This window comes from Desulfovibrio ferrophilus (assembly GCF_003966735.1).
In the GTDB taxonomy this organism is placed as follows: Bacteria; Desulfobacterota; Desulfovibrionia; order Desulfovibrionales; family Desulfovibrionaceae; genus Desulfovibrio_Q; species Desulfovibrio_Q ferrophilus.
Genome location: NZ_AP017378.1, coordinates 3,254,131 through 3,266,546, shown reverse-complemented (window position 1 = coordinate 3,266,546; position 12,416 = coordinate 3,254,131). Strand labels below are relative to the sequence as shown.

Here is a 12,416-nt window from a genome sequence, read left to right as displayed (position 1 = left end):
AAGTTCATTGAAAAAGTTAAGAAACAACCTTGTTCCATTCGTCCCAGAATGTGGGGAAGGATTTGCAGACGCAACCCGCATCGTCACAATTCACGGACATCCCGGCCAGGGCAAACAAGGCCGAACTCATGGCCATGCGATGATCGCCAAAGGTGGTCACGGGAAGATCACCCTCTTGGGCCAGAGCACCGGGGATGATCTTCAGCCCGTCGTCCAACACCTCCACTGTGGTCCCGGCCTTGCGCAGGGTCCCGGCGGTGCCGTCCAGACGGTCACATTCCTTGATACGCAGATGCGCCACACCGCTGATCAGCGTTGGGCCATCCGCAAAGGCTGCTGCAGCGGCCACGGTGGGCACGATGTCCGGGCAGGACGCCATATCCACTTCGAGCCCGACAAGCCTGCCGGATTCGGGCGGAGCCACGGTCACGGCATCGTCCTGCCAGGTGATGCGGGCGCCCATGCGTTCCAGAATGGAAAGCATGGCGCGATCCCCCTGCAGGGAATCACGGCGCAGTCCCGAAACCACCACCGGGCGAGGGCCAACGGCACCAGCGGCCAGGAAATACGAAGCATTACTCCAGTCGCCTTCCACCCGGCGATCGCCTGCGGCGTAGGCACCGGGAGACACACGGAAACGGATCTGTCCGGGGGCCACGGTGGTCACGGCCCTCCAGGCAGTCTCCACCCAACGCCCGGCTTCCTGGCATTCAACGGCAAATGAAATACCAAAATCTTCAAGTGTTTGCAGGGTCAGTGCCACGTATGGCCAGGAAACGACCTTGGTCCCGCCAATATTGATCACGGTCTCGGATCCGGCACAGACTGCGGCCAGAAGCAAACCGGAAAGATACTGGCTGGACTCGCCCACATCCACGGTGATCTCGCCACCCGGGAGGCCTTCGGTCCGCATCACCAGCGGTGGGTAGCCTTCCTGGCCCTCCCAGGTAAAGTCAACGCCCTGGGAAGCCAAGGCCTTGGCCAGAGCTCCGATGGGACGCTCGTGCATGCGCTGCACGCCTCGCACCCGGAACAACCCCTGCCCGGCTGCAGCCACTCCCGTCATCAAACGGCAGGTGGTGCCGGATTCGTGCATGTAGAGATCGGCAGGCTCATCCGAACCGCCACGGGGACGACCCGCAACGCCAACAACCTCCAGGTCGCGTCCCTTGAATTCAAAGCTGGCCCCGCAGGCCTTCAGACAATCCATGGTGCGTGTCAGGTCGTCGCTATCCAGAACGTTGTGCAGCAGGCTGCGCCCGTCTGCAAGGGAAGCGGCAATGACCGCGCGATGCGACATAGATTTGCTGGCAGGAGCCTGGATATGAACTGTGCCGGTGGTCTGCATCATTATCCCCTACAGGAGTTTCATACCCTGAACATTACGACCACGGACGCACAAGTCCACGGACTTGGGGTCATCCACACGGCGCGAGGCCTCAGGAATCTCCACATCAACAAGGGTCCCGTCTCCACCGTAACCGAGGATGATGCCGGGATTGTCATACTCACACTTCTTCACAGGCGTGGATGACAGCACAATTTTCAGGGTATCCTTCTCGGGATCGTAATTGACTTGCATTGCTTGTTCCTCTCTATTCAAGACCGCGGTTGCGGTGTTGGCTCGTTATTCAGCATCGCCCACATTGGCGGAGACATCCAGGGACGGCCCGGCCGGATAACTGCCGAGGATGCGCATGATATGGCAATTGTCCGCGACCTCGGTCATGGCCTTGGAATACTCTTCCAGGGAAAGATCGCATTCGACATCCACGAAAAACACGTACTTCCATTTTTCCCCGCGCATGGGCCGGGACTCCAGCTTCTTCATATTGATGCCCTGGGTGGCAATGACCGAGAGCACGTTGACCAGGGAGCCGGGCTTGTCCGGCAGGGTGAAGAGCATGGAAGTCTTGTCGCGGTTGCCCTGCGAGGCCTGCTTGCGACCAATGACGACGAATCGCGTCCAGTTGTCGGGCAAATCTTCCACCCCACGGGCCAGGACATTCAACCCGAACATGGCAGCCAGGCTCTTGTGTCCGATGGCAGCGGATTCGGGATCATCCTGCACGCGGACGGCGGCAGCAGCGGTGCTTTCAGTAGGTATCAGCTTGGCGCTGGGCAGGTTATTGCGCAACCAGCGCTCGCACTGCGCCAGGGGCTGCGGATGCGAGTACACTGTCTTGATGTCTGCCAGGCGCTTGGCCTGAGACAGAACATTGTGGCTGATCTTGCAGAACAGCTCCGAGAGAATGAATACCTCGTGGCGCAGGAACAGGTCCAGGCTCTGACCGACGGTGCCGTGCAGGGAGTTCTCCAGAGGGATGATTCCCAACTCGGTCTCGCCGCTGGACACGGCCTGGAACACATCGGGCAGTCCGGGCATGGGCTGAAAGTCCACGCTATGTCCCAAAAACTCGACTCCTGCAAAATACGAGAACGTGCCCTCGGGGCCCAGGTAGGCCACCTGCTGCGGGCGCTGCAAACGGCGCGATGAGGAGAAAATTTCACGATAGATAGCGCGCAGATGATCCTCGGGCAAGGGGCCAGGGCTCATTTCGAGCAGGTTCGCCATGACTTCCTTCTCGCGGAAGGGCTTGAAGATCAGATCCTTGGCATCGGCCTTGACGCGTCCAACTTCCAGAGAACAACCCGCGCGGCGATTCAGAAGCTCTAGGATCTCACGATCCAGGGCATCGATCTCAGTGCGCAAGCCATTCATTTGCTGGGCTCCGGTGGTGTTCTTGTCATCAGTCATGGAGTTAGTCTTCCTTGATGTCCTCGGAAATACGCATCCCGAAATGTCTACCCGCTTCGTCGGTACGAACCAAAATCTCATCGCCTTCAGCCAGTGTCACCACAGACACGGGTGAACCATCGACCCGAACCAGGCGAATGGTCTCTGCATTCTGCAGAAAAACCTTGCCTTCACGTCCGGATTCAGTTCGGGCGGTAAACAGCAACATGGGCCGAACTTCAACCTTGACCCGACCAACCACCGCCAGAGAGGTATGACCCTGAGCGTCCACAACAAGCACCTCGCGCCCGGCGCAAAGTTCTTCCAGATAGGTGGTCTTGTCACCGGGCATTACTGCGTAGGCATGCACGGCCCCGGCATTGACCCGGAAGGGGCGAGCCGCCACATAGGGGTTGGACTCGGTCTCGGCATGAACCAGAAAAGTAAATGCACTGGAATTGCCGATGAGCATCCCCTGGCCGGTCTTGAGCATGCTGGTGGTGTCCACGCAGACACGATGCCCGAGGCCCGCATTCTCGATGGCCGTGATGGTCGCCTTCTCCATACCCACGACTCCCTGACTGAGCTTGAGTTGTGCCACTATCCTTTTCAGGTCGGCGATGCCTTCGGCTGTAACCACCACGAAATCCACGCCGCGCTCCAGGATGCCGGCAGCCAGATCGGCCTCGTCGTAGGTTGCCACTTCAACTCCCAGACCCGAGCCCTGAGCCAGGATGTTCTCCACAGGGATGATCTCCCACCCGCGCTTCAGAATAACCTGACGTCCGGCCTGCATCTGGCTGACCGCGACTTCCTCATCAGCCTTACTCTGCAGAGAAACCACCGCGAAATCGTCCAGGGTGCGGACCTCGGCCTTGGCCAGAGCGCGGACCTTGTCCACATCAGCGGGCTCCACGATGATCGCATCCACGCCGGATTCCAGGGCCAGAGTCACGAACGTCTTGTCGAAGGGAATGGCTTGTACAAATACTTTCTTCATCACTTTTTACTTATCCCTTGGCTTGAGCAAACCACTTATGAGCTATCGGGTGCGAGGCGCAAAAATCATTCAAGATCGCCGCATATCACGACAGATGTAAGAGTTTGAACGATTCGCAACAACAAAGCAGACAACCGCTCAGATGCGGCTTGCTACATATCCTCGCCCATGAAGTCTTCGGCCTGATCCAGGTCCCAGTCTTCATGCACGATACCATTCAAGGCCTTCAGGAGGCGGGTCACATTCTGATGCTGGAACACGTTGCGTCCAACGGACAGGCCAGCGCCGCCAGCCTGCACGGAGTCGTGCACCATCTGCAGCAAATCACGGGTGGATTCCAATTTGGGACCGCCCGCGATGACTACGGGGATGCAACAGCTCGCCACCACGCGGGAATAGCTCTCGATATCACCAGTATAGGGCACCTTGACGACATCCGCACCCAGTTCCTGACCCACGCGTGCACAATGACGCACTACATCCGGATCATACTCATTCTTGATGTGCGGGCCGCGGGCATAGACCATGGCCAGCACCGGGATGCCCCAGTACGAGGCCTGAGTGGTCATCTCGCCCAAGGCATTGAGCATGTCCTTTTCGGTCTCGTCACCCAGGTTGACGTGCAGGGACACACCGTCCGCGCCAAGGCGCAAGGCGTCTTCCACAGTGCCACACAGGGTCTTGGCGTTGGGGAAGGGAGACAGCGAGGTGCTGGCAGAAAGGTGAATGATCAGGCCGACGTCCTTGCCGGAGCCTCGGTGCGAACAACGAGGCATGCCCTTGTGCATGAGCACGGCATTGGCTCCGCCTTCGGCGATCTGATTAACGGTGTCGCGCATGTCGATGAGGCCGTAGATGGGGCCGACGGTCACACCGTGGTCCAGAGGCACGATGATGGTTCGCCCGGTGTTCCGGTTGAAGATACGTTCCGAGCGAACGGCTTTACCTAACATCATGGTTCTTCTCTCCTGAGTTGCAGCTTACTCACCGTGGCCTCTGGTCAGCCTGCGCGCGATCGACAAAAAAAGACCGCGAGCAGTATCTGCCCGCGGTCTTGGTGTAATCGATTATCGACTCGTTGCTGTTAACGACTCACACCCTGACCGCAGGCCGGCATAAAAAACCAAAACCAAAAATACAGCCAGGAATAGTTCCCGCTGTTGTTGGTGGAGGTGTGCTGGGCAGTGGTTAGGGTCTCGTTAAGCATGGAGAGGTGAATATCGGCAGGCAAGTGCGCTGTCAAGCTGTTTTTTTCATTACCCAAGAAAAAATCATGAATACTAGAGCCTTATCAATATAATATATAATAGCGTCTCTCACATCAGTTCAGGACAGTTGCAGAGATCCTCAGACCTCCAAAAACTACCTAAATTGACAAAATTGTATCACATCGTGCCAAACCACCCTTCCAAATTGTACCAAAAGCGGCTAAATTTACATTTGTGTATTTAAAGGCCACCTGCTGCTAGTACAAAATTGTTAATTTAAAACATTTAACCTGGCCCTAAGAGACCATAAAAATGTCTTATCCCAATAAAATCAGTGAGTTGCATAATTTGGCACTCATATTGCCTAGTAGTGCATGAACTGCGGCCCTTTTTATCAACACTCAATAACCACGCTGTCGCACTCTCTAGGAGGATTCACATGTCAAACCACCGGCTCATCTGGAAACGGCCGCTCTCGTCGCTCTTTTTTGCGGCTGCGGCTCTGGCCATCCTTTTTTCCTGTCCTGCCAATGCCCTGGCTGAAGAGGCTCCTGCCATGCTCGCACAGGACAACGCAAACATCCTGTGGACTCTGATCGCAGCAATCCTGGTCATGTTCATGCAGGCCGGATTCTCCATGGTCGAGGCCGGATTCACCCGCGCCAAGAACGCTGGCAACATCATCATGAAGAACTTCCTGGACTTCTCCGCCGGAGGCGTTGCGTTCTTCCTGTTCGGTTTTGCCCTGATGTTCGGCAACTCCATCGGCGGCTTTGTGGGCAGCTCCGGCTTTGCCCTGGGCGGCGTCGATGCAACGACGGCTGACGGCATGTGGACGCTGACTTTCTGGTTCTTCCAGTCCGTGTTTGCAGCCACGGCAGCCACCATCGTTTCTGGTGGCGTGGCCGAGCGCACCAAATTCTCTGCCTATATCATTATCAGCATCATCGTCACCGGCCTGATCTATCCCGTGTCCGGCCACTGGTGCTGGGGCGGGCTGTGGGGCGAGTCCGGCGGCTGGCTCGAAGCCATGGGCTTTGCCGACTTCGCCGGCTCCACCGTCGTCCACTCCGTGGGTGCCTGGGTTGCCCTGGCTGGCGCCATGGTCGTCGGCCCCCGTCTGGGCAAATACGCCCCTGACGGCAAAGCCAATGCCATCCCCGGTCACAACATCCCCATGGCAGCTCTCGGCGTGTTCATCCTCTGGTTCGGTTGGTTCGGTTTCAACCCCGGTTCCACCACCGTTGCTGACGGCACCATCGGCTACATCGCCGTGAACACTTCCCTGTCTGCTGCCGCAGGCATGCTCGGCGCCATGATCATCTCCTGGCTGATGTTTGGCAAGCCCGAGCCTTCCATGAGCATGAACGGCGCTCTGGCTGGCCTGGTTGCCATCACCGCCGGTTGTTATGAACTGTCCCCCGTGGGTTCATTGATTGTCGGCTTCGGCGCAGGTATCCTGGTTGTGCTGTCCGTCGTCTTCATCGACAAGACCCTCAAGATTGACGATCCGGTCGGTGCCATCTCCGTCCACGGCGTATGCGGCGCGTACGGTACCATCATGGTTGCCTTCTTTGCAGCCCCCGGCTTTGGCAGCATCACCGGCATCTTCTACGGCGGCGGCATGGATCAGCTCGTCACCCAGTTGATCGGCGTCGGCGCAGTGTTTGTCTGGGCCTTCGGCACCGGCTTCATCGCCTTCTCACTGGTCAAGGCTCTGGTTGGCGTGCGCGTCAGCGAAGAAGAAGAGCTCAAGGGTCTCGACATCACCGAACATGGCATGGAGTCCTACAGCGGCTTCCAGATCTTCTCCAACGAATAAGGATGGGAGAGAATACAATGAAACTCATCGTAGCATACATCAGGCCCGAACGCCTCACCGCGGTGAAGCAGGCCCTTTACGCCAAAAGCATCTACAGCATGACCGTGACCAACGTGCTGGGCTCCGGCCGCCAGAAAGGTTTCACCGAAACTTACCGCGGCGTGGCCATGGAAGTGAACCTCTTGAAAAAGATCAGGATTGAAGTCGGCATTAACGACGACTTCCTGGACCCCGCTCTCGAAGCCATCCAGAGCGGTGCCCAGACTGGCAAGGAAGGCGACGGCGTGGTTTTCGTCCTCGACATTGCCCGGTCACTGCGCATCCGTACCGGTGACACCGATATCGATGCCGTAGCAGCAACCCGCACCGCTCCGTAACTCCCGGCTTGACCCGGACCGACACCCCCACCCGTCGGTCCGGGTCTCCCAAAAAAAGGTCTTCCCATGTCTCCCCTTGAACTCAGTTTCGACTCCGTCGCCCGCCCCGAAAACATCCGAACTCTGTTTCAACCGCTTGTCTCCATCAAAAACAAGCGAATTATAGCCGTTGAAGCCTTGTCCCGAGGCTATTTGCCCGACCGAGACATCACCCTCCCCCCCAGCGTCTTGTTCAACCTGCCCACCACACCCCTTGAACAACTCCAACTGGATCGCCTGTGTCGGGAAGTCGCCATGAACCGCTTCTCTCCCCTGTACTCGACCCGGCGCGACCTGCTGCTTTCCGTCAATCTCGACATGTCCCTGATTGACCGGGAAACGCTAGGTTCCGGAAAATTCGCTCTGGCCGCGCAGGCAGCAGGCCTCGAGCCCCAGAACGTCATCATCGAAATCATTGAGTCCAGCATCCAGGATGTGGAAGTTCTCAAGGAATTCATCAACCGCCACAGAGCCATGGGCTTTCTCATTGCCCTGGACGACATCGGGGCCGGACATTCCAACCTCGACCGCATTCCACAGATCAAACCCGACGTGATCAAGATTGATCGCGGCCTGATCCAGAACATCCATCAGGAATATCACAAATTCGAGATCGCCCGTGCCCTGACACGCCTGGGTCGCAGCCTTGGCGCCATGATCGTGGCCGAGGGAGTGGAGCAGGAAGAGGAAGTTTTGCAACTCATGGAACTTGGAGTGGACATCTTTCAGGGCTTCTATTTTGCCAGGCCCGGACACATGGAGAAAAGCCTGCCAGCCGCCCCGCGCAAGATCAGTTCATGCGCCAAGAAATTTCGTCAGCGGGCCATCGAAACCATCAGTCGTCGCAAAGCCGTCCACGCCGCCTATGACAAAGCCCTTGAGCAGGTTCTTGAACCCCTGTCAGAGAGCATTCCACGCCGTTTTGATGCCCTCCTGGCCCAGAGCCTGGACAGTCACGGGGACATCGAGTGCATATACATACTCAATGCTCAGGGGCGCCAGATCAGCAGCACCATGTGCAACCCGGAGGTCATCCCCGAGCAACGGCGATTCATCTATCAACCTGCCCCCAAAGGCACGGATCATTCACTGAAGGAATACTACCTGCCCATCCAGGCCGGCCTGGCGCGCTACACCACCGACCCATACCTCTCTCTGGCCAGCGGCAACCTGTGCCTCACCATCTCTGCTCCATTCAAGGACAAGAAGGGGCATGACTTTGTCCTGTGCATGGATATCGGACTGCACGGGCAGCTGGGATATGCTCCGGCCCCGCCCATGAGCCCTGGCCCCACAGCCAAGGCGACCACGGAGACAACCTTACCAATCCGTGGCTGCGTCTGCATCGGCGCCGAATAAACCACCTACGCGCCCCATGCCTCAATAAAAAGGCCACCGGGAATCCCGGCGGCCTGAATTTGGCTTTTACGCAGCACACTTAAGGCGCAAGGTCTCGTAGGGCTCAAAGATTCGCCTACAATTCACCTAACGCAGCAGATGGCTGACCTGAACAATCTTTCCGCAGGTTATTCAGAGGTGGTCAGGTGCCAGGCGCAAAAAGAGGACAAGCTCGACGTATATTACAAATACACGAGAGTTTGCCCTCATTGCAGCAACTTAACAAACGAACGCTTATGGACAGCGATTCCCCGCAGGTTGTTCAAAAATAGTTGGTCGCGAGGCGCATAATTCAATCAAGGCCGACATGTATCGCTAATACACGAGGATTTGATTGAATTGCAGCAATAACGCGGACGGCCATTTTTCAACAACCTGCCTAGCTGGGACGGATAGTGAGCACCGGCATATCAGCCCCCTTGACCACCTTCTCCGCCACGGACCCGAACAGGATGCGATCGATGCCCTTGCGGCCATGGGTCCCCATGATGATCATGTGGGCCTGTTCTTCCTTGGCCACGCCAAGGATTTCCTCGGCGGCGTAGCCGGTGACCACACGACCTGAAGTTTCCATCCCGGCAAAGTTGTCCTGGATGAACTGGTCCATGGTTTGCTCGGCACCGTCCACGATGCCACCCACGAAATTCTCGATACTTGATGGCGGCACGTGGAATCCGACGTACTGATTGAGTGACGGAGCCACATAGAGCACGAGAATTTCAGCATCCAGACTCTTGCCCAATTCCGCAGCATAACCCGCGACCTGAGCACTAGAATCGGAAAAATCCACCGCACACAAAATCTTCTTGATGGTTGCCATGGGTCCTCCTCTTTCCTGTTTGATCCCCACCCTGCGGGCAGGTCTCTATAAATACACGATTTCCGTAAGAACTTGGTATGTTACATTATAGAATGTAGCTCTGCGCTAGTCATTAGACAAGGGGTTTTTTCTCAAGTATGTTTGGGGCACCCAATTGCACTGCACCCTCTGCCTTTCCATAGGGATGCAGGCAGAAATTTCCGGGGGCTTCCCGAACAAACCTTGTTATTTAAGGCATTTACTGTGCCGCAATATTTGGCAGGGCTTTTGCAAACTCAAAAGGGAAACCCAGCAGGATAGGAGTTTAAAGATGAAGATCCATCCTGACCAATTGAAGGCCCTTGAGCAGGAACAAGCCAAGACCAAGCAGGCTCAAGAGACCGACAAGGGGTTTGGAGACTTACTCGCCAAGGAAGTCGGCAAGACCGAACAAAACGCCCCGGCGCAGGGCGCGGTCGTTCCACCTCCAGGTGCAGGAATGCTCTCCGGACAACTCCTTGCGGCTCAAGCTGCGGCGGGCACCGGCGAAACCGATGCGGGGCAGAATGTCATGGAAAGTCTGGAAAACCTTGTTAGCAATTGGGAAGATTATGCCGCCCGAGTGGGCGCCTCAACCGAAGGCCAGAACCTGCGCCAGGCCAACGGAATGCTGGAAAGCATCGAAAACGGGGTGTCTGATCTCAAGAGCAAGGCGTCCGGTCTCAGCACGGCCAACCCCGAGCTGAATGCAATGATCGAGGAAGTGGAGATCATGGCAGTGACCGAGCGTATCAAGTTCAACCGGGGCGACTACATCGCGTAACCCGCAAACCCGAGCCTGCCGCTGAGGAATCCGCAGCACAAGGCACGGCCCGGCACTGTCGATGCGGGGATCACAAGGAAGTGGCCCCGAAATCGACAAGTGCTGTGTACCTCGGCCCATCCGGGCCGAGTACGCTTCTGAAGAGCGTAAACCGCTCCAGCGCGAACGCTTCCCAGCGCTCACGCGCAATGCCTTCCATCATCTCGGGCCATGGGTCCGATCTTGCCTCTCTGGTCTGGGAGGCTTTTTTGTCCAGTCTGACCCGCAACAGCGTCAGGTGTGGATGAAAAGGTTTGCCCTCTGGCGCAAAGCCCAACGGCTTGAGAGTCTGATCCACCGACGCAGCCAGTTTCGCCAGCTTTTCTGCCCCACGCTCCAGCCCCAGCCACAGCACTGCGGGCCTTCCCTTGGCTGGAAACGCCCCGCAGCCTCCAGCCTGCAAGACAAACGGTGCAAACTCCACCCCGGTCAAGGCGTGCTTCACATCGTCCAAAGCGGACGGGGCGACGTTACCCAGAAATTTGAGGGTCAGATGAGCGTTTGCCGGTCTGGTCCAAGTGACCTTGGACTTCAGACGCGGGCTCCAGGTGCTCGACACCTTCGCCAGACCGTCCTGATAGAGGGCAGGCAATGCCACTCCCACAAACAGCCTGAACGAATCCGGCGCAACCACAGCCGTCAGCCCTCCAGTCGTGTCAGCAAGCCTTCCACGGCCGCCTGCACCGTCTGCGCCTTGACCTCGTCACGCGAACCATCGAACTTCTGACACACCGCATCCACCTTGCCATCCACGCACCAGGCCATCCAGACCATACCCACCGGCTTATCCGGGGTGCCACCCGTGGGGCCTGCGATGCCTGACACCGCCACGGAGCACTGCGCCCCCAGCGTGGTGCAAGCGCCCGGAGCCATTGCCAGAACCACCGGCTCACTCACCGCCCCATGCTCCACCAGAACCTCATGAGGGACCGCCAAGAGCGATTCCTTGACCTCGTTGGCGTAGGCAACCACTGCACCACAAAACCACTGCGAACTGCCCGACACATCCGTCAGGGTGCTGGCGATCAGACCGCCGGTGCAGGATTCCGCCGTGCAGAGCAGGAATTTGCGGGCCTCAAGCGCCCGTCCCAGGTCCATGATTTTCGTCTTCAGATCATCTTTCATGCCGCGAACCTATCAACCCGGGGTTTGCCATACAACCCCCAGTTGCGGTAGATGCCCTGAAGCGAGGTCAAACCTCCAAGGATCATTATGAACATCCCGAACAATCAAATACGAATCAAGGATCTCATGGATCGTCTGGCGGACGACCCGCCGCAGGTGTTGCTGCTCGAGGGCGGCACCGTGGACGAACGCGAGGCCCTGGCCCTGTATTGGGCAACGCGCCTGAACTGCCACTGCGAAGGCTCGGCCTGTGGAGACTGCGTGGTCTGCAAGCAGATCCACGACCGTGTGCATGCGGACCTGCGCATCTGCGATGGACGCGAGGCCAAGATAAAAATCGACGATGTCCGGGAATTGAAGCATCTGTTCGGTCAGCCCCCGCGCGGCGACGGCAAGCGCGTGGTGATCTTCAACGAGGCTCAGGAACTGACCCAGCAGGCGGCAAACGCGCTCTTGAAATCCCTGGAGGAGCCGAGCCAGGGTACGGTTTTTCTGCTTCTGACCCCGCAACGCGAATGGCTGCTGCCCACGCTTGTCTCGCGCAGTTGGGTGCTGACCCTGGCCTGGCCCAGCGAAACACGCACCCCCGAGGATATCCGCGAGTGGCAAAAGGCGCTGATGGCCTTCTGGCGCACGGGCAAGGGCTGGTTCAAGCGCACCAGCGCCAAGGGAGCCGTGGATAAGGACATCGCCATGAGCGTGGTCCTGGCCTGCCAACACGAAGTGGCCCGAACCCTGATCGGCAAGGGCGGCTCGGACATGAGCGACGGGTTTGCCAAGGTCCGCCCCGCGTCCCTGAAAAAGATCGATCTGGCCCTGGCCCATGCGCAGGACACCCTGTCCATCCCCACGCCGGTCAACCCGGCCCTGGTACTGGATTGGCTGGCCACCCGCATCTACGGCGTGATCCGGGAAAAATAACTCCCCGCCTTTCCGCCTGAAGCCATAGAGGGGCGAAGCCCGAACCAGAGGCCCATTTTTCATTCCCGTGAAGGGATTCTCAAGGGGAGTATTCCCTTGAGCCGTTGGAGACCTGTTTTCAGTATCAG

At 57.9% G+C, this 12,416-nt stretch carries 13 protein-coding genes; 5 read left to right on the top strand and 8 right to left on the bottom strand.

All coding sequences use genetic code 11. From position 1 onward, the window contains the following. Positions 1-16 precede the first annotated feature (16 nt). The 5 genes from aroA to EL361_RS14960 form a co-directional block, all read right to left on the bottom strand. Positions 17-1,351, bottom strand: coding sequence for a 3-phosphoshikimate 1-carboxyvinyltransferase (aroA, locus tag EL361_RS14980; protein WP_232034803.1), 1,335 nt, complete (start codon positions 1,349-1,351; stop codon positions 17-19). 6 nt (positions 1,352-1,357) lie between these two features. Then, a complete protein-coding gene (locus tag EL361_RS14975) occupies positions 1,358-1,582 on the bottom strand; it encodes a DUF2283 domain-containing protein (protein WP_126380758.1) in 225 nt (74 codons plus the stop codon). Between the two features lie 45 nt (positions 1,583-1,627). Next, positions 1,628-2,758, bottom strand: coding sequence for a prephenate dehydratase (gene pheA, locus EL361_RS14970; RefSeq protein WP_126380757.1), 1,131 nt, complete (start codon positions 2,756-2,758; stop codon positions 1,628-1,630). Positions 2,759-2,762: 4 nt separating this feature from the next. Beyond that, the gene (locus tag EL361_RS14965) at positions 2,763-3,737 is read right to left on the bottom strand and encodes a 3-dehydroquinate synthase II family protein (RefSeq protein WP_126380756.1); all 975 of its coding nucleotides are present in this window, start codon (positions 3,735-3,737) and stop codon (positions 2,763-2,765) included. Positions 3,738-3,889: 152 nt separating this feature from the next. Next, a complete protein-coding gene (locus EL361_RS14960; protein ID WP_126380755.1) occupies positions 3,890-4,693 on the bottom strand; it encodes a 2-amino-3,7-dideoxy-D-threo-hept-6-ulosonate synthase in 804 nt (267 codons plus the stop codon). 691 nt (positions 4,694-5,384) lie between these two features. On the opposite strand from EL361_RS14960, the gene EL361_RS14955 reads away from it, so the two are divergent. The 3 genes from EL361_RS14955 to EL361_RS14945 all read left to right on the top strand — a co-directional run bounded on the left by EL361_RS14955 (position 5,385) and on the right by EL361_RS14945 (position 8,542). Beyond that, entirely contained in the window at positions 5,385-6,767 is a 1,383-nt protein-coding gene (locus EL361_RS14955; protein ID WP_126380754.1) for an ammonium transporter, read from the top strand. Between the two features lie 17 nt (positions 6,768-6,784). Further along, complete coding sequence (locus tag EL361_RS14950; protein WP_126380753.1) at positions 6,785-7,144, top strand: P-II family nitrogen regulator; 360 nt, start codon at positions 6,785-6,787, stop codon at positions 7,142-7,144. Between the two features lie 66 nt (positions 7,145-7,210). Then, positions 7,211-8,542 carry an EAL domain-containing protein gene (locus tag EL361_RS14945; RefSeq protein WP_126380752.1) on the top strand — a complete coding sequence of 444 codons (1,332 nt, stop codon included), beginning with the start codon at positions 7,211-7,213 and terminating at the stop codon, positions 8,540-8,542. Positions 8,543-8,960: 418 nt separating this feature from the next. Here EL361_RS14945 and EL361_RS14940 read toward each other — a convergent pair whose 3' ends face one another. Beyond that, positions 8,961-9,401: a universal stress protein gene (locus tag EL361_RS14940; RefSeq protein ID WP_126380751.1), complete on the bottom strand. Its 441-nt coding sequence runs from the start codon at positions 9,399-9,401 to the stop codon at positions 8,961-8,963. A gap of 310 nt (positions 9,402-9,711) precedes the next feature. Here EL361_RS14940 and EL361_RS14935 point away from each other — a divergent pair, with 310 nt between their 5' ends. Beyond that, complete coding sequence (locus EL361_RS14935; protein ID WP_126380750.1) at positions 9,712-10,203, top strand: hypothetical protein; 492 nt, start codon at positions 9,712-9,714, stop codon at positions 10,201-10,203. A 70-nt stretch (positions 10,204-10,273) separates the two neighbouring features. Here EL361_RS14935 and thpR read toward each other — a convergent pair whose 3' ends face one another. Continuing rightward, positions 10,274-10,876, bottom strand: coding sequence for an RNA 2',3'-cyclic phosphodiesterase (gene thpR / locus EL361_RS14930; protein WP_172961780.1), 603 nt, complete (start codon positions 10,874-10,876; stop codon positions 10,274-10,276). Positions 10,877-10,881: 5 nt separating this feature from the next. Continuing rightward, positions 10,882-11,367: a CinA family protein gene (locus EL361_RS14925; RefSeq protein WP_126380748.1), complete on the bottom strand. Its 486-nt coding sequence runs from the start codon at positions 11,365-11,367 to the stop codon at positions 10,882-10,884. 87 nt (positions 11,368-11,454) lie between these two features. On the opposite strand from EL361_RS14925, the gene EL361_RS14920 reads away from it, so the two are divergent. Further along, positions 11,455-12,288 (top strand): DNA polymerase III subunit delta', encoded by an 834-nt coding sequence (locus EL361_RS14920; RefSeq protein ID WP_126380747.1) that lies wholly within the window; start codon positions 11,455-11,457, stop codon positions 12,286-12,288. Positions 12,289-12,416 lie beyond the last annotated feature (128 nt).

Excerpts from the sequence above, each read along its gene's own strand:
- aroA (WP_232034803.1), bottom strand. The coding sequence starts at position 1,351 with ATGATGCAGACCACCGGCACAGTTCATATCCAGGCTCCTGCCAGCAAA.
- EL361_RS14975 (WP_126380758.1), bottom strand. The coding sequence starts at position 1,582 with ATGCAAGTCAATTACGATCCCGAGAAGGATACCCTGAAAATTGTGCTG.
- pheA (WP_126380757.1), bottom strand. The coding sequence starts at position 2,758 with ATGACTGATGACAAGAACACCACCGGAGCCCAGCAAATGAATGGCTTG.
- EL361_RS14965 (WP_126380756.1), bottom strand. The coding sequence starts at position 3,737 with ATGAAGAAAGTATTTGTACAAGCCATTCCCTTCGACAAGACGTTCGTG.
- EL361_RS14960 (WP_126380755.1), bottom strand. The coding sequence starts at position 4,693 with ATGATGTTAGGTAAAGCCGTTCGCTCGGAACGTATCTTCAACCGGAAC.
- EL361_RS14955 (WP_126380754.1), top strand. The coding sequence starts at position 5,385 with ATGTCAAACCACCGGCTCATCTGGAAACGGCCGCTCTCGTCGCTCTTT.
- EL361_RS14950 (WP_126380753.1), top strand. The coding sequence starts at position 6,785 with ATGAAACTCATCGTAGCATACATCAGGCCCGAACGCCTCACCGCGGTG.
- EL361_RS14945 (WP_126380752.1), top strand. The coding sequence starts at position 7,211 with ATGTCTCCCCTTGAACTCAGTTTCGACTCCGTCGCCCGCCCCGAAAAC.
- EL361_RS14940 (WP_126380751.1), bottom strand. The coding sequence starts at position 9,401 with ATGGCAACCATCAAGAAGATTTTGTGTGCGGTGGATTTTTCCGATTCT.
- EL361_RS14935 (WP_126380750.1), top strand. The coding sequence starts at position 9,712 with ATGAAGATCCATCCTGACCAATTGAAGGCCCTTGAGCAGGAACAAGCC.
- EL361_RS14925 (WP_126380748.1), bottom strand. The coding sequence starts at position 11,367 with ATGAAAGATGATCTGAAGACGAAAATCATGGACCTGGGACGGGCGCTT.
- EL361_RS14920 (WP_126380747.1), top strand. The coding sequence starts at position 11,455 with ATGAACATCCCGAACAATCAAATACGAATCAAGGATCTCATGGATCGT.